At 42.8% G+C, this 21,059-nt stretch carries 17 protein-coding genes; 10 read left to right on the top strand and 7 right to left on the bottom strand.

Annotation, left to right across the window (positions count from 1 at the left end; all coding sequences use genetic code 11):
- The first annotated feature begins 538 nt into the window (after positions 1–538).
- From F907_RS03570 to F907_RS03545, 6 genes are all read left to right on the top strand, one after another.
- Complete coding sequence (locus tag F907_RS03570) at positions 539–1,426, top strand: MlaA family lipoprotein (RefSeq protein WP_005276978.1); 888 nt, start codon at positions 539–541, stop codon at positions 1,424–1,426.
- A 133-nt stretch (positions 1,427–1,559) separates the two neighbouring features.
- The gene (gigA, locus tag F907_RS03565; RefSeq protein WP_005276981.1) at positions 1,560–2,528 is read left to right on the top strand and encodes an RsbU family protein phosphatase GigA; all 969 of its coding nucleotides are present in this window, start codon (positions 1,560–1,562) and stop codon (positions 2,526–2,528) included.
- 102 nt (positions 2,529–2,630) lie between these two features.
- Positions 2,631–3,152, top strand: a complete 522-nt coding sequence (gene gigB / locus F907_RS03560; protein WP_005239579.1) for an anti-anti-sigma factor GigB — start codon at positions 2,631–2,633, stop codon at positions 3,150–3,152.
- Positions 3,153–3,180: 28 nt separating this feature from the next.
- Positions 3,181–4,005 carry a carbon-nitrogen hydrolase family protein gene (locus F907_RS03555; RefSeq protein WP_016653009.1) on the top strand — a complete coding sequence of 275 codons (825 nt, stop codon included), beginning with the start codon at positions 3,181–3,183 and terminating at the stop codon, positions 4,003–4,005.
- Positions 4,006–4,215: 210 nt separating this feature from the next.
- Positions 4,216–4,578 carry a DUF4951 domain-containing protein gene (locus tag F907_RS03550; protein WP_016653010.1) on the top strand — a complete coding sequence of 121 codons (363 nt, stop codon included), beginning with the start codon at positions 4,216–4,218 and terminating at the stop codon, positions 4,576–4,578.
- A 350-nt stretch (positions 4,579–4,928) separates the two neighbouring features.
- Positions 4,929–5,363: an organic hydroperoxide resistance protein gene (locus F907_RS03545; protein WP_005239582.1), complete on the top strand. Its 435-nt coding sequence runs from the start codon at positions 4,929–4,931 to the stop codon at positions 5,361–5,363.
- A 65-nt stretch (positions 5,364–5,428) separates the two neighbouring features.
- Here F907_RS03545 and gspE read toward each other — a convergent pair whose 3' ends face one another.
- Entirely contained in the window at positions 5,429–6,919 is a 1,491-nt protein-coding gene (gene gspE, locus F907_RS03540) for a type II secretion system ATPase GspE (RefSeq protein ID WP_005276988.1), read from the bottom strand.
- Between the two features lie 93 nt (positions 6,920–7,012).
- Between gspE and F907_RS03535 the strand changes: the two genes are divergently transcribed.
- Positions 7,013–7,834 carry a hypothetical protein gene (locus F907_RS03535; RefSeq protein WP_016653011.1) on the top strand — a complete coding sequence of 274 codons (822 nt, stop codon included), beginning with the start codon at positions 7,013–7,015 and terminating at the stop codon, positions 7,832–7,834.
- 9 nt (positions 7,835–7,843) lie between these two features.
- On the top strand, positions 7,844–8,761 hold the full coding sequence (locus F907_RS03530) for a mechanosensitive ion channel family protein (RefSeq protein WP_016653012.1): 918 nt from the start codon (positions 7,844–7,846) through the stop codon (positions 8,759–8,761).
- On the opposite strand, the gene F907_RS03525 is transcribed toward F907_RS03530, so the two are convergent.
- Positions 8,762–11,629: a DUF2339 domain-containing protein gene (locus F907_RS03525; RefSeq protein WP_016653013.1), complete on the bottom strand. Its 2,868-nt coding sequence runs from the start codon at positions 11,627–11,629 to the stop codon at positions 8,762–8,764.
- Between the two features lie 188 nt (positions 11,630–11,817).
- Between F907_RS03525 and polA the strand changes: the two genes are divergently transcribed.
- Positions 11,818–14,583, top strand: a complete 2,766-nt coding sequence (polA, locus tag F907_RS03520) for a DNA polymerase I (RefSeq protein ID WP_016653014.1) — start codon at positions 11,818–11,820, stop codon at positions 14,581–14,583.
- 125 nt (positions 14,584–14,708) lie between these two features.
- Positions 14,709–15,839 (top strand): acyltransferase family protein, encoded by a 1,131-nt coding sequence (locus tag F907_RS03515; RefSeq protein WP_016653015.1) that lies wholly within the window; start codon positions 14,709–14,711, stop codon positions 15,837–15,839.
- A gap of 41 nt (positions 15,840–15,880) precedes the next feature.
- Here the strand turns inward: F907_RS03515 and F907_RS03510 are convergent, their stop codons facing one another.
- From F907_RS03510 to ppx, 5 genes are read right to left on the bottom strand one after another with little or no spacing between them, the layout of a single operon-like run.
- The gene (locus F907_RS03510) at positions 15,881–16,450 is read right to left on the bottom strand and encodes a YggT family protein (protein WP_005239590.1); all 570 of its coding nucleotides are present in this window, start codon (positions 16,448–16,450) and stop codon (positions 15,881–15,883) included.
- A 16-nt stretch (positions 16,451–16,466) separates the two neighbouring features.
- Positions 16,467–17,306: a pyrroline-5-carboxylate reductase gene (gene proC, locus F907_RS03505; RefSeq protein ID WP_005276999.1), complete on the bottom strand. Its 840-nt coding sequence runs from the start codon at positions 17,304–17,306 to the stop codon at positions 16,467–16,469.
- 3 nt (positions 17,307–17,309) lie between these two features.
- Positions 17,310–18,701, bottom strand: coding sequence for a tRNA lysidine(34) synthetase TilS (gene tilS / locus F907_RS03500; RefSeq protein ID WP_081402452.1), 1,392 nt, complete (start codon positions 18,699–18,701; stop codon positions 17,310–17,312).
- The gene (locus F907_RS03495; protein ID WP_016653017.1) at positions 18,638–19,462 is read right to left on the bottom strand and encodes an acetyl-CoA carboxylase carboxyltransferase subunit alpha; all 825 of its coding nucleotides are present in this window, start codon (positions 19,460–19,462) and stop codon (positions 18,638–18,640) included. The genes tilS and F907_RS03495 overlap by 64 nt, the downstream gene beginning before the upstream one ends.
- Positions 19,463–19,495: 33 nt before the next feature.
- Positions 19,496–21,016 carry an exopolyphosphatase gene (gene ppx / locus F907_RS03490; RefSeq protein ID WP_005277011.1) on the bottom strand — a complete coding sequence of 507 codons (1,521 nt, stop codon included), beginning with the start codon at positions 21,014–21,016 and terminating at the stop codon, positions 19,496–19,498.
- Between the last annotated feature and the right edge of the window lie 43 nt (positions 21,017–21,059).

A 21,059-nucleotide genomic window follows, 5' to 3' on the forward strand; every position in this document is an offset into this window, starting at 1 on the left:
ATCTTGGCTCATCAATTTTCTGACTAAAAATTCGCTCAAATAAACTTCGAGAAATTTCTACTCTTCAATCAATGAAATATTTTCGATTGATCAACCAGTAAAAATCCACACAAGTTGTTCTTCTATTCTCTTAATGATCTTCTCGATGATTCGTCATCATCAAGCTAGGTCGGCTATATTACTCTCAATTTCTTAAAAGTCAACAGGTAATTTAGATATTTATCAAACTTATCAATCAACCCAAGAATTCAACCACTTTAAGCCAAATCCTTGTTTCTCAACAAGTTTTTATCTGCATCACCGCCGATGGATGTGCATTCTACAGCATTCACAACCCAATACAACCCCCTTTCTTATCTTTTTTATTCGAGTGAACAATTTTAAACCAAAATCACAATTTTTCTTATATTTTCCGATCGAATTTGTTTTAATAATAAGAGAACAACTAAACTATATGCCTCATCTTTATGTTTTGTGTTTAATAGCGCGATCATTTAATAGCTGCATCATTTCGCTCTAACAGCGATTAAGGACTTATATGCATTACTCTAATTTTATCTTGCTTGGGTTGTTAACTGCTGGAGCTTGTTCATCAGTATTTGCTCAAGATGCATCAGCTGAATCAGCGGCTCAACCTGCCTCAGCTGGCGCTCAGGTTAATGCTGAGCAAAAAGTTACAACTATACAGGCCATAAAAGATTTAAAGCATCTCACCAAGAATGATTTAAAGGTGAATGCAAATGCAGCACAACCTGATTCAGTGAAAGATCCTCTACAACCATTGAACCGCCAGATTTATGCTTTTAATGATATGTTGGATCGTAATATCTTAAAGCCTGTTGCCATTCAATATGTTGCTAAAGTACCAGAACCAGTACGTAGCCCATATCGTCAATTTCGTAAAAACTTAGGTGAACCGTGGAATGCTGTTAACCAGTTGGTACAAGGTCGTCCAACACGTGCGGCAAAAACACTGGGGCGTTTTACCTTAAATACGTTAACAACTTTAGGCTTTGCCGACCCTGCCCGTCGTTTAGGTTTAAATACTGAAGAAGAAAGTTTTGGTGTAACACTAGGTTATTATGGTGTTCCATCTGGTCCTTATGTGATGTTACCGTTTTTTGGCCCAAGTACATTCCGTGATGGTTTTGGTTTAGCCGCTGACAGTTTTGGCCGTCCACAAAAATATTTACTAGATGATCAGCAAGGCATTTATTGGTCAACCAACTTATTACAGGCAGTTGATGCACGTTCACAAATTTTAGATATTGAAGAAAGCTTAAAAGGCGATAAATATTCAATGATCCGAGATTTTTACTTACAACGTAAATCATTCCAGATTGCAGAGAAACGTGGTGACTCAAACGACGTCTCTTTTGTTGGTGATGTAGATGATGCTGATGACACCTCTTCTGAAGCAAAATGATTCATTTAAAATAATGTTTTACAAACTTATGTATTGTCAGAAAATTTAAACTCTGGCAATACTATGTTCTAGATTTTGTTCATTTCTACAAATGAATTAAAAAACGATCATACAAAGGATTGACTACTCATCTATGTATTTCATTCAACCCTCCCGCTCTATACCTTGTTTAAATCAAGCTTTAACTGAGTTACCGAGTCTACAGGTTATTCAAATCGATGATTTGGATTTGTATGATCAAACCATCATTGCGATAGCAGATGTGCAAGATTTTCTGAAATATCAATGGAAATTTCCCACCGTTGTGCTTGCATTTGAACACGAAGGTGCTGCTTTAGCCCAAGCATGGGAATTAGGTGCTTTAGCGGGTTGGATTTGGGACAGTTTGCCCAAAAATCCGGTTCACTCTTTATTTAAAATCGATGCGCAATACAAACGCAATCAAGACAGTCGAGATTTACCCTCTGCCGCAGAATTACAAAAGCGCCTGTTACCCAATCCAATTGAATTACCCAATTATCAATTTGAATCCTTTTTTCAGCCTTCTGCTTATTTATCCGGTGATTGGTACGATTATTGGCGCCTAAATGATGAAGAGGTTTTATTCTATCTTGCCGATGTTTCTGGGCATGGTGTTACCAGTAGTTTATTAACCTCCTGGATGGCCGCTTTTCATGGCCGTTCAAAGACCCCAGGTCAGTTGATTCAAAAACTTAATGCCATGTTAGTACAAGAAAATATTGAAAAACACATTACCATGGTTGCTGGCATATTGAACCTTGTAACACATGAAGTGCGCTGGTCTAGTGCTGGGCATTATCCACCCCCAATTATTTTTGAACCAAATAAACCACCGCAAATTTTAACCACCAGTAGCTTCCCCCTCGGCCTAACCGAAGAGCTTGAAGTTGAAGAGCATCAGTGTAAATTAAGCCGCCATGCAAGGTTTATATTATGCTCAGATGGTGCTTTAGAACCCTTTGATGGTGGCCTAAATGATCAGTTCAACCAATTGGTCGAACATCTGCAAAAAGACTCCTTCAAAGCGCCTGATCACGTTGCAGATGACATTGCAATCCTCAGTCTCCGCCGAATGAATTAGCTTTTAAATCAGTAATTTAGTCAAATAACGCTGCGCAACCACTTGTGTCTGCAATATCACTATGGGATAATTTTATATCCTTTCTCTGAAAATGGCATTTATATGTCAACAGGTCATGTTGAATATGCAAGTTTGAACGGAACGCATATTTTCAAGCTTATTGGCGAAGTGCGTGCTCACTCTTGTATAAGTCTAGACAAACTACTCAACAGAATTGAACAGCAGCAGAATGTTGTTGGTGCAATCGTTGATTTAACTGAAACCACATTTATTGACAGTACTGTGTTAGGCATACTGGCAAAATTGGGTTTAAAGCTTAAGCAAGCTCATCACATACAAGCAGTTATGCTGTCGACAAATCCAGATATTACCACCTTGGCCAACAGTATGGGGCTCGGGCAAGTCTTTGTGATTTTAAATTACTGCGGCGATCCAAATGTATGCACGCTAGAGCTCACAGATGAACATGTCACACATAGTGCCATGCTCAACACCGTACTCGATGCACATAAAACGCTGATGCGTTTGAATGAAAACAACCAGAATATGTTTGAACCACTAGTGAAGCAATTGCAAAAAGAACAAGATTGCTTAAACCACGACGTACAAAAACAAAACGCTTGATCGTTAAACTCAGTATTGTGGCCCCTGTATGACCTTACTTTCCGTTGCACAAATGAATTCTCAAAATGACATTGAAGCAAACTTCGATGTCATTGAATCATTACTTCAACAAAGTAAGGCTCAAGGGGCAGAGCTGATCGTTTTTCCAGAAAATTTTGTTTGCTTCGCAGCGGGTAAGCAACGTGAAACTGCTGCGCAATTCGAGCTCATTCAAGCACGCTTAGAGCAATTGGCACATCGTCATCAAATCTGGATTGTTGCAGGTACACTCCCATGCCCATTCCGTCCAGATGGTTCTGTTATTCAAGATGGTCGTGTTCGAACCGTCAGCTTATGTATTAGTCCTGAAGGGACTGAAGCCCGCTATGACAAAATTCACTTGTTTGATGTACAAGTGGGTGATGCTGTAGGTGGTTATCAAGAATCTAAGTTTTTCGAACCTGGCAATCAAGTGGTGGTTGCCAAAACACCTTTTGGCAATATTGGCCTGATGGTTTGTTATGACTTACGCTTCCCAGAACTTGCTTTAACTTTACGTCAGCAAGGTGCCAATATCTTAACCGCCCCTGCTGCATTCACCTACACTACAGGCCAACTGCATTGGCAATTGCTGCTACAAGCACGTGCCATGGATAGTCAGTGTTATGTGTTAGGTGCTGCACAACAAGGCTGGCATGGCGAACAACGTCAAACTTGGGGCCATGCAGCTATTACGGATAGCCGTGGTCAACTGTTGCAAAGCATTGACCGCGAAGGTCATGGTCTGATTAGTAGCAACTTTGACCTTGCAGAACAAAATCAGATTCGCCAAGCAATGCCGCTCATGCAACATCGTACAATCATTCATTATTGATCTCGTTCTCGCTATTCTCTTTCTCTAAACACTGAACTGTATAAAATTAATACAGACAGCAGCAATCTGACTGAAAGGATCAACTTTTATAAATGTCTGATATATAGAATCATGATTTAATACAAATTATTGATCATCGTTAAGCAGATTCAAGTGATTTGGACTACGAATGATGTAACATCGTCAATTAATTCTTATTAAGTTTTATTCATGTTTAGATTAATTCTGATTTTATTCTTTTTGGGGACAACTGCACAACTTCATGCTTCATCGCTTGATCTCGATGGGGACGAGTCCACGCAATCTTCTCGGGTTTTATCTACACCGCAAAATTTATCATTGAATGCTTTTGGGCAATGGGTCATTGGTTGGGGCACAGGTGCTGAAGGTGCAAGGCAACGATTAAGCAATATTCGACGTGAGGATGTTGTGGTAATTAAGCAAAAAGGCGCCACCTTAGATATGATCAAAGCTTGGCAACAGCACTTTGAACTTGAGGCACAAAACAACCTGAGCAGCCCAACAGCACTTTACCGGGCTCGACTGATGAAAAAGATTGCTGAACTTTGGTAAATATAGTTTTAAAAATTACTCTTTTTTATAAGCATAAGGATGATCACTTGTGCTTTTTTGTTTTAACAGCTCGATCTCTCTATTAAAAAATCAATTCATCATGTCTCAGCTAGACAACTCCCTCTCTTTCAACAGATCAAGACTTAACTCTCCTTCTTATTAAAATAGAACTTTAAAAATAGATGACTGACATTCATTTCCATGAAAGCAGAAATTACGACAAAAGCGAAGATCAAAACCTACAAACATTCGCACTTTAAATGTCAGAACATACAACGTTTGCTTACTTGTTTTTAAATTTAGATCCAGTACGATCTAATTGCACTCAATAATATTCAGGAATAATAATCATGTCTTTAGAACAAGTGGTTTATCGTGCGAAAGCAAAAGCAACCGGTGGTCGTGATGGACGAGCAACTTCTTCTGACGGTGTTTTAGATGTTCAGTTAGGCGTACCCAAAGAAATGGGCGGCGCTGGTGGTGCCGTGACCAACCCTGAGCAACTATTTGCTGCTGGCTATTCAGCCTGTTTCTTAGGTGCAATGAAGTTTGTTGCCAATCGCGATAAATTCAAAATTAGCAAAGATGCTTACGTCGAAGGTGAAGTCGGGATTGGCCCGATTCCAAATGGTTTTGGGATCGAAGTGACTTTAAATGTTTATCTACTTGGTATGGAACAGGCTGAAGCAGAACAATTGGTTGCAGCTGCACATATTGTTTGCCCGTATTCAAATGCAACCCGTGGCAATATTGATGTAAATTTTAATATCGTGACTGCTGAATAAGCATTTCACATACGACAAAGAAAAACAGCATGAATGATCATGCTGTTTTTTATTTATAGGTTTATTTATTCTTCCGCAGCCTCATTGGTCACACGTAACACTTCTTCCAATGTAGTTTTTCCAGCCAAAACCTTCAATAAACCATCATCACGAATCGATGCTGCATAACGACGTGCGTGATTTTCCAGTTCAAATTCAGCCGCATTGCCATGAATGAGACGGCGCATCGACTCATCCACAGGCACAATTTCATAGATCGCTGTTCGTCCGCTAAAGCCGACATGTGAACATTTTTCACAACCATGTGGTTCTGGTAGCTGCATATATTCATCTACTTTAAGGTGCTGGAACACTTGTCGCTCAAAATCATCAGCCTTACGCCAAGTGACACAATGCGGACATAAAGTCCGTACCAAACGTTGTGCAATCACCCCGATCAATGAACTCGCCAACAAGAAGGGTTCAATTCCCATATCTTTTAGACGCGTCACCGCACCAATCGCGGTATTGGTATGTAGCGTTGACAAGACCAAATGACCTGTTAAAGAGGCTTGAACTGCAATTTCCGCAGTTTCCAGATCACGAATCTCACCAACCATTACCACATCAGGATCTTGACGTAACATCGCCTTGAGCGCACGTGCAAAGGTCATATCGACTTTGGTATTGACCTGAGTTTGGCCAATCCCTTCCAATTGATATTCGATCGGATCTTCGGCGGTCAAAATATTACGAGTATTGTCATTAAGATCAGATAAGGCCGCATACAGCGTGGTGGTTTTACCCGAACCCGTAGGCCCTGTGACCAAAATGATGCCATGCGGACGATGCACCAATTGCGTTAAACGCTCATAGTCATTCTGCATTAAGCCCAAATGGGTCATGTTTAAACGCCCTGCCTGCTTATCCAGCAAACGCATGACCACACGCTCACCATGTGAAGAGGGTAAAGTCGAAACACGCACATCCACTTCACGTCCTGCAAGACGCAATGAGATACGACCATCTTGTGGAACCCGTTTCTCGGCAATATCCAGTTTGGCCATAACTTTGATACGTGATACCAGCAACGGCGCTAATTCACGGCGTGGCTGTACAATTTCACGCAATTGTCCATCAACACGTAAACGTACCGAGAGTTTTTTCTCAAAGGCTTCAATGTGAATATCCGAGGCACTAACCCGAATCGCTTCTGACAGTAATGCATTGATTAAACGGACGATCGGCGCATCATCTTCCTGATCCATCAAGTCTTCGGCTTCAGGCACCTGATCGGCCAGACTCAAAAGATCGGGATGATCTTCCAAGCCTGCAGCAACCTGCTGCGACTCCCCTGTATCCCCTGCATAGCTAGAGCTGAGTAAGGCATGAAACTCTTGATCGGTACAAAGCTGATCGTGAGCTGATTTCCCCAAAATTCGGCGAGCTTCCTGCAAAGCAATACGCGCAGTGTCCTTGCGTCGTACAATAAAAACTTGATCGCCTTCATAACGTAACAAAACGCCATGTCGTTTAGCGAAACTATAAGGAATTTGTATTTGTTTAAGTATTTGCATCACACAAATAATGATAAAAGAAAGCAGTGAGTGTACTCTAAGCAGATTACAGCGTGAAGTCTGTTTAGCATACTCACACAGGAATTTTGCATCTTGTCTCAAAATAATCAATATGAAGCGCCGCATTCCAATAGTTTGAAATGGTGGGGCGAACAACAATTTGAAATCCAGCAAACCAAAGCTTGGCAATTCGGGTCATTACTGTTTCGTCTGACACGCGGTATTAAAGAGTGGCGTTTGGAATATCATCGTCCACAGTCTCAGCACGACTATGAACAGCAATGGAAAATTCTGAACGATACTGAGTTTGCCATGCCGCCCCCAGCAAAAATTGAACGCTATATGTTTCATAAAACCAATAGCAGCTTCCACCTAATGCCCCGTTTGGCCGATCGCTCAGTGGTGATTCGACCTGTTGATCCAATTTATATTCCTGCAGGTCAACGCGGAACCTTATATATCAGCACTCCTTTATGGATTGCGGGTTTGGTGGATGGGCTCTCTGAGCCTTTATTCGACATTCCAGTGATTCAACCCAAGGACACATGGTTTGGTAAAGATCCGCAGAATGGCGAGATTTGCTATGCCACTTCTGTCGATGGGCGTATTGATTTAAACCTACTCAGACCCCGTGCGTTCCGAGCAGTAACCCCCATCGAGTTTCACAATACCAGTCATCATCAACTGCGCTTTGACCGTATGAATGTGCCTGTTCCTGCGCTGCCTTTATTTTATAGTGAAAGTACTGGCCGGTTATGGACCTCACAAATTAAAGTTTATTACGAGGGCACTGACCACCCTGCACGTATTCGAATCGAAAACAAAACCCCGAGCCCTGCGGGTGAAGTGGTTTATGTACACCCACCTCGTGCTCCAGGCAGTACCTTATTTAATATGTTTGATTCATTCTTTTAAGGGGTTGCCATGCCAAATTCGAATATTCCCAAAGATGTTGCTGGCAGCCTGACCAATGTTTTCACCAACATCAACTTTGAGCGGCTCAGTGAAATCGTAGTCGCGATTATTTTATGTTTTATTGGTTTTTTAATTGCCCGTTTGGTCTCCAATGCCTTTATCCGTACCGTGAGCAGCCGATTTAATGCGCATCAGCGCCTGCTCTGGCGTCGAGGTATTTTTTACTTCATCTTCTTGCTGTTCATTATGACTAGCTTAAGAGAAGCTGGCTTTAAACTCAGTGTCTTTCTGGGTGCGGCAGGGATCTTAACCGTTGCCTTGGGTTTTGCTTCACAAACCTCGGCCAGCAACTTGATCAGTGGTCTTTTCTTGATTGGTGAAGGTTCATTTGAAGTCGGCGATACGATTCAAATTACTTTAATTCGGGGGCAAACCATTGAAGGTGAAGTGATTTCAATTGACTTACTTTCAGTGAAATTACTCACACTCGACAATGTTTATATTCGTTTGCCGAATGAACAGCTGATCCGAACACCGGTGATGAACTTATCTAAATATCCAATACGGCGTATTCCAATCACCTTGGCAATTAATTTCCATGAAGACATTATTAAAGTGCGACATGTGCTGTTAGACGTTGCCGCCAAATACCCTCTGGTGATGGATGACCCTAAAGCCACGGTTACCGTGACTGCTTTCAGGGAGTCTTCAATCGAACTATTATTTGCAGTATGGTGTCGTCAGGAAAACTCACTCAAAGTCCGCGATGAAATGCAGGAACGTATCCGTAATGGCTTTCTACAAAATCAGATCGAGATTCCGGTACCGAAAATGGGTCTGATTGATCGACCTCTTCCCTTAGAAAATGACGAAGTCGATCAATATGCCAATCAGAAAGAACTCAAAAAAGAACAGAAAGAGCAATAATCAGCGCTCTTTCTGAGTCTGTTCTATTGCAGGCGGCAAAGGTGCCAGATAGGCAATCACCAACATCACGACTCCTGCGCCAATAAATGAAATTACACGGGTCAATGTGCCGCTTTGCGATAGATCCAATAACAACAGTTTCGCCACGACAATCGCTAATAATGCAGCGCCGACAAACCAAATTTGCCGGATGTGGCGACGGCTGGAAAAGGTCATCAGAATAAAGGCCAAAATTACCCATAACAACGTCAGACTGAGTTGCACATCACCATTTTGCCAAATCGCGATTCCCCAAAATGGTGTGCCCAAATAATGATGCATGGCACGTACCACCACGCTACTCAACACCAATAAGCCAATCAAAATAGTTGAGACTTTAAAACCCCACTCAATCGAACCTTCCACACTAAAGTCATGTTGATAAATCGTCCAAATCAGTCCCGCAAACACCAATAAAGACAAAAGATCAGTGACGTTTAGAAGCGGTAGGAAATAGTACTGTTGCACCGAATCTGGATCTAAACTCATCAACACTAACCAAAAGAGGGTTAGACACCATATAGGGAACTGATGCAATAGCGAGGTTCTATTGGATAGCAACAACCAGACACTATAGCTCACAGGAATTAACCCAAGTGCTGCAATCGGCATGATTGGAAAAATAGCGAGGCCAATCAAAGCTAAACCCAGCCAGAGTAAAGTGGCCCAAATCTTGGCATCTCCTTTCGGCTTGTTCAAATTCAAGCTGATTAGGAGTAATGATAATAAGGTTGCAGCGATGGCAAAGCTCAGCTGACTTAAACCACTTGGCCAATGCCCAACCGAATAGATCTGTACAGCAAAACTTTCCACATAAAGCAGCAACAATAACACCGCCGCCAAAATCAGTTGTAGATTGCCCCATTGCAAGCGTGATTTAAGATACACAGCCACACTAAATAACAGCAACAACGTGGCTGCAATCGCAAGATAAGGGCTCAGTCCATCCTGTTGCCATTGCATCAACTCAACGCCAGCAATCGCGCCCGAATACAGCCCAAGTGCCAGAAATACACCACTCAACATCCGTGCGCTGAAATACTTCTCCACTTCTTGGTAATGCAGTAGGTAAAACGCCGATATAAATTGAGCCAATGCAAAAATTGCAGTACTTAGAATCGGGAAATGATCATTTGACCAGACTTGGAACAGCAATGCCATCGAACTTAACAGCACCAACGCCACGCCCACATAACGACTTAATCGATAACGCTCGGTCACTCCCCAGACAATCAGTGCGGTTCCCTGAATCACCCAACCCGTTGATGTCCAATGTGCTCCTTTGGCCAATGGAAAAATCAACGCGACAAATACCACTGCAAGGATGAAAAAGCTTTTGGCTAAAATTGAAAGTTGTGGATACTGACGCTTAATCCAGATATTGAGACTGATATAAACAAGCGCGAGTGCAATCGCTCCCCAAGTGAGCGCTGCTGTCGAGTTCTGCATTAGATAGGCATGTAATGAAAAGCCCAATACAGGAACACTAAAAATCAAGCCGACATCTAAAATCGGTTGTAAACGCTGTGTTTTCAGCCCCATTTCCTGATCTGACTCTAAACGCTGATTTTGCGCCCGCACCATCAATTGGCTATAACGAATACTGAGCCAGATAAACAGCGCCATATGTAGCCACAGAATCATATCCAAGGTATTAAACTGCGATGTTTTTGCGTAAATTCCAATTGTTGATCCACCAATAAACATGGTGGCAAAGAAGGCAATTTGATGCAGAATTTTCCATGGCTGAATAAAATTCAATGCTGCCACAGCCAAGTTAATGACAAAGTAGTAGCCGAATAAGAAAATCACATCAGGATGGTTTTGTGGAATTAGCAATGGCGCAAGATAAGCCATGGTTAAAGCCAACATCGCTAAATACAGGGCTTGTTGCTTTAAACTTAGATAGACCGTCACCAATAATAAAATCACAAATAAAATACTGGCCGTGCTTAAACTGGCAATGACCGCAAAATGGTGTGAGAAAATCAGAGTCAGGAATACAACCGCCAGACCGACGCCTTGTAAAGCAACTGCAAATAATTGATTTTTCTTTTGCAACCAATAACCTGCAAGGGTGGTGATCACACCTGCACTGGCAATAAAACCCAGTTTAACACCGAGGCTGAGTTGCCAATGTTCACTGGCAAAACGTAATAATAACACTACACCGACCATGAGTATGGCGACAGCGACACGGAGAATTGGATTGCCATGCATCATCCAGTCCAGTGCAGGTTGCCACCAAGCAGGCTGTTTAGGTTTAGACCTTGGAGAAATTGAATTTTGTTGTGTCGCTGTCTGGACTGATTCAGGACTGGCTTGCATCCAAGCAGTTTGTGGTTGCTCTACAATTGCAGTAGCCGAAGCTGCCGATTGAGTGAGATCAATCCCCTGATCATGAGAAAAAGGCTGCGACTGAATTGCAGTCTCTTGCTTTATCGATTGTGTTGCGATCTGCTCTAAATGCAGCAATCGGTTTTGAAAAGCACTGATGGTTTGAATCAAGCACAGCAACAATACCAATAACGCCCCACCCGCAAGCCACATCCACGTATTGGCATAGGCAAACAGTGCAAGTAATGCGGTCGCATAAATTACAATTTTTTGTACGCCGATGTCCGTCAGTTGTGTGAAATGGTTCGGCGCGGCTTGCTCAAGCCGAGTTAAACGCTGATGAATTTCAGACAGAATGTGCACAATAACAACGGTCAAGCCAATGCTGGCAGCAGCAACAGTACCCTGCCACTTCAATGCAATTGCGGCAGCAAGCAATACAGTCAAGGCAATTAAAACGACGATGAGTCCCTGTTTATCTTTTTTATACATAGACTTATATCAATTATGACAGCTTCATTGCGGCTATCTTACTTGATCACCAGATCAGCAGGTATTGTTACATACAAAATACTGCAAATCTTAAACGACACAAGCAGCCGCACTCATTCCTGTTCAAATAAGACAGCCACCACTTTTTCACGTAAAATAGCGACTAATTTATAATTAGGATTTGCGCAATGCCACCTTTTGTCTTGGTTGACGGGTCTTATTTTTTATTTCGTGCTTTTCACGCTCTACCGCCATTAACGACGTCGACTGGCTTACATACCAATGCAATACGGGGTGCAATTTCAGCCATTCAGAAATTGATGCGCCGCACTCAACCGACGCATATGGCTGTGATTTTTGATACGCCAGAGCCAACCTTCCGTCATAAACTATCACCCATCTATAAAGGTGATCGCCCAAGCATGCCTGAGGAATTATCTCAACAGATTCCTTATCTACATGCGTTGATCAAAGCCCAAGGGATTCCTTTGTATTTTCTCGCGGGTGCGGAAGCGGATGACATTATTGGGACGCTAACCAAACGCGCTTTAGCTGAAGGTCATCATGTCCTCATCTCGACAGGTGACAAAGACATGGCGCAGTTGGTCAATGAACACGTCAAACTGGAAGACAGTTTTAAAGAACGTGTTTTAGACGAAGCTGGCGTGTTTGAAAAATTTGGCGTACATCCAAATCAAATCATTGATTATCTGACCCTCATGGGCGATGCATCTGACGGTATTATGGGTGTACCTGGTGTCGGTGCAAAAACAGCAGCGAAACTATTGAATGAGTACGGCACACTCAGCAATATCATTGCCAGTGCTGATCAGCTCAAAGGTAAACTCAGCCAGAATATTAAAGATAATGTAGACAACATCAAAGTTGACCACCAACTGGCCAGTATTGTCTGTGATCTCGATCTTGCTTTGGATTGGCATGACCTGAAACTGTCTAATCCAAATGTTGAACAGCTTCGTGACCTATACACTGAATTAGAATTCCGTAATCAGTTACAGTCTTTAGACCATCCAAACAATCCAAACAGTTCAACCTATCAGCAAACGGCACAAAGCATTGCCAAAGCGGAACAAAAAGTAGAACCTGTGGTTGCCGAAGACCATGCCAATCTGTCTAGCCAAGATGATCAACTTGGGAATGCCACTTATCATACGGTACTGAATCAACACGATTGGGATGCCTTATTGCAGCGCATGCAGCAGGCCGATCATTTTGCAATTGATACGGAAACCACCAATCTGGATTATCGTTTTGCCGAACTGGTCGGTTTCTCGGTGGCGTTTGATGCCCAGGATGCCTATTACGTTCCAGTTGCACATGATTATGAAGGTGCACCTGAACAGCTCAATCGCGAGCAGGTTCTTGCTCAGATCAAACCGATTCTTGAAAATGAACACGTGAAGAAAATTGGCCATCATCTCAAATATGATGCACATATCTTTGCCAATCATGGCATCACCATTCAAGGTTGGTATTTCGATACCATGCTGGCTTCATACGTATTGAATGCCGCAGCAACTCGACATGGTATGGATGATGTCGCTCGACTTTATCTCAGCCATTTGACCACGACTTTTGAACAAATCGCAGGTAAAGGTGCCAAACAGAAAACCTTTAACCAGATTGAGCTTGAAGTTGCGGCACATTATGCTGCCGAAGATGCGCATGTCACCTATCGCTTATACGAAGTGTTAGCAGCAAAACTAAAAAGCCATCCTGAATTGGTCAACATCCTGCATAACATCGAAATGCCTGTCGCGCGTGTCCTCACGGGCATGGAAGAGGATGGCATTAAACTAGATCACGCTTTCCTTGATCAGTTGAGTGTTGAATTTTCTAAAACTATTCAAACGCTGGAAGCTCAAGCAGCTGAACTGGCAGGCGAAGCTTTCAATGTTGCCTCGCCCAAACAAGTCGGTGAAGTTCTATTTGAAAAGCTTGGACTCAAAGGCGGTAAGAAAACTGCGACAGGTCAATACAGCACCAGTGAAAGTATTCTGGAGAAAATCGAGCATCCTTTAGCCGAAGTGATTTTGGAACACCGTGGTCTGGCAAAACTGAAAAATACTTATACCGATCGTTTGATTGAACAATCGCATGACACGACACATCGTGTACATACCAGCTACCATCAGGCCTTAACAGCAACAGGCCGTTTATCTTCAACCGATCCAAACTTGCAAAACATTCCCATCCGTACCCCGATTGGTCGTCAAATTCGTAAAGCCTTTATTGCGCCTGAAGGTCGTGTCTTATTGGCAGCCGATTATTCACAAATCGAATTGCGTTTGATGGCACATTTCTCACAAGATGATGCGCTCGTTCATGCCTTTCAACAAGGCCAGGACGTGCACCGTCGTACCGCCGCTGAAGTGCTTGGTATTGCCATTGAAGATGTGACGAATGACCAACGTCGTCAAGCCAAGGCCGTCAACTTTGGTCTGCTCTATGGCATGTCTGAATTCGGTCTCACCCGTCAGCTCGGTTTTAGCCGTGAAGAATCGCGTAGCTATATCGCACGTTACTTCCAGCGTTATCCAGGTGTTTTGGATTATATGGAGCGCACACGTCAAATTGCGCGTGAGCAAGGTTTTGTGGAAACCATTTTAGGTCGTCGTCTATATACACCAGACATTATGGCCAGCAATAAAATGATTAAACAGGCAGCTGAACGCGCGGCCATCAATGCACCGTTACAAGGCAGTGCAGCGGATATCATTAAACTGGCGATGATCGCCGTCGATAAGATGCTACCAAAAGACCAAGCCAAGCTGTTACTACAGGTACACGATGAATTGGTATTCGAAGCCGATGCTGCAATCGCAGATGAACTGTCAAAGCAAATTGCTGACGTGATGCAATCGGTATTGGAAATTTCAGTGCCATTTGTGGTGGAAGTTGGACAAGGTCCAAACTGGGACGCTGCCCACTAAGCGCCGACAACCGCTCAATAAAAGTTTCTTGCAGACAGGGGATTAAAACTCCCCTGCGCTACAAGAACACAAATAATAAATAATAGCCGATAAAAATTAATCCGCAAAGGAGATAGGAATGCAACATGTCCTTTAATCAAGTTCAATTTAACCGTTATCACTCCATTGATTCACTGCGTTTTATTTCAATCTGCTTGGTGTTACTGCATCACTTTAATATCCCCTATAAGCTGTTCGACACCTCAATCGGCTTTCAGTTTTTTGGCGAAAGCATTACCACGCTTTTAGCCCGAAACGGCAACTATGGGGTCACCATGTTCTTCGTGATCTCAGGTTATTTAATCACCTCACATACCATCAAGCGTTGGGGTGCACTCCATCAAATCAATACTCGGGACTTTTATATTTCACGATTTGCTCGCATCATGCCAACCTTGATTTTGCTGATCTGTCTGGTGAATTTGTTAGGGGCATTTGAGCTTAAACCCTTTATGACCCAAGCTCCAAATGGCATTGTGGTGGCTCAGTCAACGGTCAATTTGGCAGCACTGACCTTCTGGATGAATATCCTGATCATTGAAAATGGTTGGGTCAACTATGCACTTGGGGTGCTCTGGTCGTTATCGGTTGAAGAAGTGTTTTATCTGCTTTTTCCGCTGACAGCACTGCTATTTAAGAAAAAACCCTACTTTCTATTTGTCTGTATTGCCGTGATTCTATTTGCACCGTATTTTAGATATTTACATTACGGTGAGGAAAGTGGCGCCTACCTCTATCATTACTTCTCCAGTTTTGATGGGATTGCCTTTGGCTGTATCGCAGCACTAGTTGCACCGCAACTGAAACTGCAAGCCAAAACTTGGCGATGGCTAAAAATCATTGCCATTACTGCAATGCTATTCATTTACTTTTCAGCACCGATTAAACAAAACTGTGTTTGGGGCATTAGTCTATTTGCACTTGCAACCGCCATTCTGATTCTGGCAAATATCGCCAATGAACAGATCACAACTCATAAGCCGCGTTTTAAGTGGTTACAGGAAATTGGCAAGAATAGTTATGAAATTTATTTATTCCATCTCATTATTTTAGGTACTTTTAAACTGTTTTATACACCTGCCCTGACTGAAGGCAATATCAAACTACTGTTATTATTCATCTATTTTTTACTTGCGATTGGACTTGGTGGCTTGATTGCACGCTACTTTTCCAACCCACTCAATCGAGCGATCCGACAACGCTGGATCAAGAAATAAAAAATGGACAAGATGCCCATTTTTTATTGAATCCATACCGCTTAAAGACCGGTTAACAGAACTTTAGCCGCTTCATTCATCAAGATCTCAGCCACGTAGAGTGCCAAGAATGCCAGAATTGGAGATAAGTCAATCATCCCCATATTCGGTAAGATACGACGGAATGGTGCAAGCAATGGCTCAGCTAGCTCCTGAATCACTTCGATATAAGGCGAGCGAGACTGGGTAAACATCACCACCCAACTGAGAATGATGGTTGCAAAAATCAAGTAACGACAGAAACGGATCAAGTCCTGAATCATGGTCACAAAAGTCGTGATAACCAAATACACAGCGCTATGCGGCATCTGTCCAGACAAATACATCAGACCAAACATTTTCAGCAAATAAAGCACCACCAATAAGGCAACTGCTGCTAAATTCACTCGCCCTTTGCCGACTGTTGGGAAAATACGGCTAAAAACATCTACAATTCTGGTCGCTTTCGCTGTAGAAAGCACCACAGGATTGTAGGGACTGACTGCCGCCAATTGCATTAAAAAACGGAAAAAGACCAATAAAATCGCAACATTGATCAAAACACCAAAAATTAGCGCAGAACTTGCACCCATAATTGTCTTATCCTACTTAAACCGATTTAGACTTGTCACTCAACTCTTGTGCAAGCTCTTGGCTACGCTTCTGAGCTGCTGCAAGCGCTGCTTGAATATTTTGTGAAATCTGCGCACGATCAAACACTTCTAAAGCTGCTTGGGTTGTGCCGTTTGGAGATGTCACATTTTTACGTAATTCTGCAGGAGAGTTTGAGCTGGTAATCGCCATTTGCGCTGCACCTAATGCCGTTTGCAATGTTAAAGCAGTCGCGACTTTCTCATCCAGGCCCAAGTTCTTACCTGCACGAATCATACTTTCCATCAAATAAAAGAAATACGCAGGACCTGAACCCGATACGGCGGTAACCGCATCAATTTGTGCTTCACTGTCCACCCAAATGGTTAAACCTGTCGCCGCTAAAATTTGACTGGTTAACTCACGATCTTGCGTACCCACAGCGTCAGATGCATAAATACCATGTGCACCTGTTTGTACCAATGCGGGAGTGTTTGGCATGACACGAACAACGCGTTGACTACCACCAATTAAATCTGAAATTGTTTGAATTTCAGCGCCCGCAATAATTGAAATGACTAGTTTATCTGACAACAGGCCTGTTAATGGTTGTAATACCGTTGCCAAGACTTGTGGTTTGACAGCCAACACCACCACATCCGCATTTTTAATCGCTTCCACATTGTCTGTGGTGGTCTGAATTCCCTTTTCTTCTAATACGTGGCGAATTTGCTCTACAGGATCAGAAACTGTAATCCGTGTGGTCGGTAATCCGCGCGAAAGTAATCCACCGATTAAGGCTTGCGCCATGTTACCGCCGCCAATAAAACAAATATTTTTATTCAATGCTGTCGCCATGTCCTACTCGTCATATGAAATAGACTGATGAAAAAAGTCATTACAGTCAGAAATTAAACTTGGTTGCCAGCCACCCTGTTCTAAATACTCAGATTGCGCCAACCAAAAACCCTTTGGGCTAAAAACCCCAAGCATAACATTATCTACGACTAATATTTGAATTGTATGACGTAACCAAGGCAAAATCTGTGCCTCTTGAATGGCTTTTTTCAACGGCCAACTTCCAACCCGTCCATAGAGATGAATCTTTTCACCGCCTTGTCGTTGTATCAAGCTGAGCTCACGTCCTAACAGTTGGGCTGAAAGTCCGATTTCATGAGGGCGAATCGTAAATTGTCCCGCTGCGACATCGATCGTTTTTCCGATCTCATAATGCTGCAATAAAACATCTGGAAATGAAGAAGTTTTTTCTGCATCACGCTCAGCCTGTGTTAAGCGATATATTTTTTTCTGATAACGTACAAAATAATGCTGATTGATATGTAAGCTTGCCTGCGCATCAGGTTTTGCCAGAATCACTTCTTGCTGTAACCGTTGCACCATATCGAAGCTTGGCCGATATTGATCATTTCCTTTCACCCAAGCAGACAATAACTGTCGTTGTCGTGCCGTTGAAAGTTGACTCAGTTTAATCAGATCAAGTTCACGATCTGTTGCACAATGTTGCCAATCTGCTTGCAACACTTGATCCAGTATTTCAGCCGCATCCTGCATTAAATCACTACTGCGCGTGACAGCCGCCTGCATTTTGGGAAAACGTTGTTGTAAAACTGGCCACAGCACTTCCCGGCACCATGCCCGATCATAATGCGTATCGTGATTGCTTGGATCAGTCACATAATCAAAACCGAGTTGTGCTGACCATTGCGCAATTTGTTGACGACTGAGTTGAAGAAACGGGCGCCAAATGGTCAGATCTGAACGTACATCAAGCTGCTGCATCGCCGCCAAACCATGTACACCTGCACCAGAAAATAAACGCAATAACAATGTTTCAGCCTGATCCTGCTGATGATGTGCCAAAACTAAAATCTCATCGGATTTTAAATGCTGTTGATAAGCTTGATAACGCGCATTGCGTGCTTGTTGTTCTAAATTACCCGCTGCAACAGAAACTTTTTCAAGAATAAAAGGAATATTCAGTGCTTCAGCATGTTGCTGTACAAGCGTACCCCACTCAGCACTCCTGCTTTGCAGCTGATGATCAATATAAATGACACGGCTTTGGGTCGGGAAAAGTTCAGACATCAGATACAGCAACAGCATGGAATCCATGCCGCCGCTACACCCAATCAGGAATTGAGGTTGTTCAGAAAAATGCTGAGTTTGTGCTAAGACGCGATGCCTAAATTGCTGCTGCCAAACTTCATTAAACGTTGATAACGTGCGTCGCATCGTTCTTGAGCATCCATCGGTTGCAATTCATCTAAGGCTTGTTTAAGCACATCTTTTAAATCATGCATGACTTTTTCAGGCTGCAAATGTGCGCCTTCACCTTCATCCACAACATATTCAACAATACCCAAAGTTTTCAGCTTGTCTGCTGTTAAGGCCAATGCCTCACTCGCTTGAGCTGCTTTATCTGCTGTTTTCCATAAAATAGATGCACAGCCTTCAGGTGAGATTACCGAGTAAATACTATGTGACAGCATAATCACACGATCGGCAATACCAATACCCAACGCACCACCAGAACCGCCTTCACCAAGAACCGTGGCAATCACTGGCACTTTCAAGCTTGAAAGTTGCGCCAAACTGGTGGCAATCGCTTCAGCCTGACCACGTTCTTCTGCACCTACACCAGGATATGCACCCATGGTATCGACAAACGTAAATACAGGTAAATTAAAACGCTCAGCCATATCAAGCAAACGTTGTGATTTACGATAGCCTTCCGGATTACACATGCCAAAGTTATGTTGTAACTTCTCACGAGTACTACGGCCACGATGCTGACCAACCACCATCACCGACTGTCCATCAAAACGTGCCAATCCACCAATCATGGCACCATCATCACCAAATAGGCGGTCACCGTGCAGTGCATCAAATTCAGTAAAGATTTCACTGACATAATCTAGAAATTGCGGGCGTTCAGGATGTCGCGCAATTTGAACCGTAGCCCAAGCCTTGGACTGAGTCGCTTTATTTTTCATAAGTCGTAGATAATCCCTAACGAGGATGTATTGTTAATCAACAAATTTGTCTGACTGGATATTTAGCTCAATGTCCCAATGTTTAAATTGCACCTGCTCATCATGCAAGTCTGCAACCAATAAAGGCCATTGTTTAGCATCACCAGAAACACTGAGTTGCCATTGTTGATCATTTACAACACTCAATTCAATGGCAGGAAGCATCTGATCACTGCGACTATGGTTCAGCAAAACGGCCAAACGAAGTAATAAACAAAGATAAAGTAAATGGCTGCCACCTACCTTTAAAACATCATTTTTTACATCTGCACGTAGCTTACGACGGTGATGAGAAACCAAGTGTGAAAGGTGATTTTGATCAATTTGTGAGAAACCTGGAATATCGGAATGTTGCAATAAATAGGCGCCATGGCGATGATAGCCACCATGACTGATCGCCAATCCAATTTCATGCAAATAGGCAGCGCGACGCAGTAAGTCACTGTCTTCAGTCGTTAATTTTAAAGAATCTGCCACACCATCAAATAATTCCTGTGCCGTATTGACTACGCGTTCTGCTTGTTTTGGATCGGCATTGTAGCGCCCCATTAACGCTTGCACACTACGATCACGAATATCTTCATGCTTGAAACGGCCCAACAGGTCATACATCACGCCTTCACGTAATGCACCATCCGAATATGCCAATTTATCAATATCGAGAACTTCGAAAATGGCAAACAAAATTGCAAGTCCAGCTGGCAAAACTGCTCGGCGGTCTTCTCGCAGACCTTCAAAATCAATTTCAGTAATATGTTTAAATTTAAGCAATCGGTCTTTTAATTTATATAAACCGTCACGGGTCAGATTTTCCTGCTCATCACTTAAGCCAAGATTTACGGCAATCTGACGGCAGGCCTTAATCGTTCCACTCGAACCTACGACGGTATCCCAACCCACAGATTTATAGGTATTGGCAATAGCAGACATTTCTTTACGAGCAGCAACCACTGCCTTATCAAAGGCTTTCAGTGAAATTTCACCGTCAGGGAAATAGGTTTTGCTATAAGCAACACAGCCCATCTGTAATGATTCGGTATGTAACGGCTCAAATTCTTCACCAATGATAAACTCGGTTGAGCCCCCCCCAATATCCACCACCAAGCGACGCCCGCCATTGGCCATGGTGTGAGAAACGCCAAGATAGATCAGACGTGCTTCTTCCCGTCCTGCAATAATTTCTATTGGTTTAGGTAAAATTTCAGCCGCTTTCTGAATAAATTCGTGCCCATTTTTTGCTTGTCTTAATGCATTGGTTGCCACGATACGTAAACGGTTGGGTTGTACTGAACTCAAACGCCCAACAAAACGTGCTAAACAGGCCAGTCCTCGTTGCTGTGCAGCTTCTGTTAAATTCTTATTTTCATCAAGCCCAGCAGCCAACTGTACTTTTTCTGACATTGAAGCAACTTTCTTAACTTCACCGTGATCAACACGAGCAATTGCCAGATGGAAACTGTTCGATCCCATATCAATCGCAGCAAGTAATTCTTCATCAATCAGAAAATCAGACATTATTCATATAAACCCATGCTCAATTCACGCATTAGAGTAATTC

This window comes from Acinetobacter colistiniresistens (assembly GCF_000413935.1).
GTDB lineage: Bacteria > Pseudomonadota > Gammaproteobacteria > Pseudomonadales > Moraxellaceae > Acinetobacter > Acinetobacter colistiniresistens.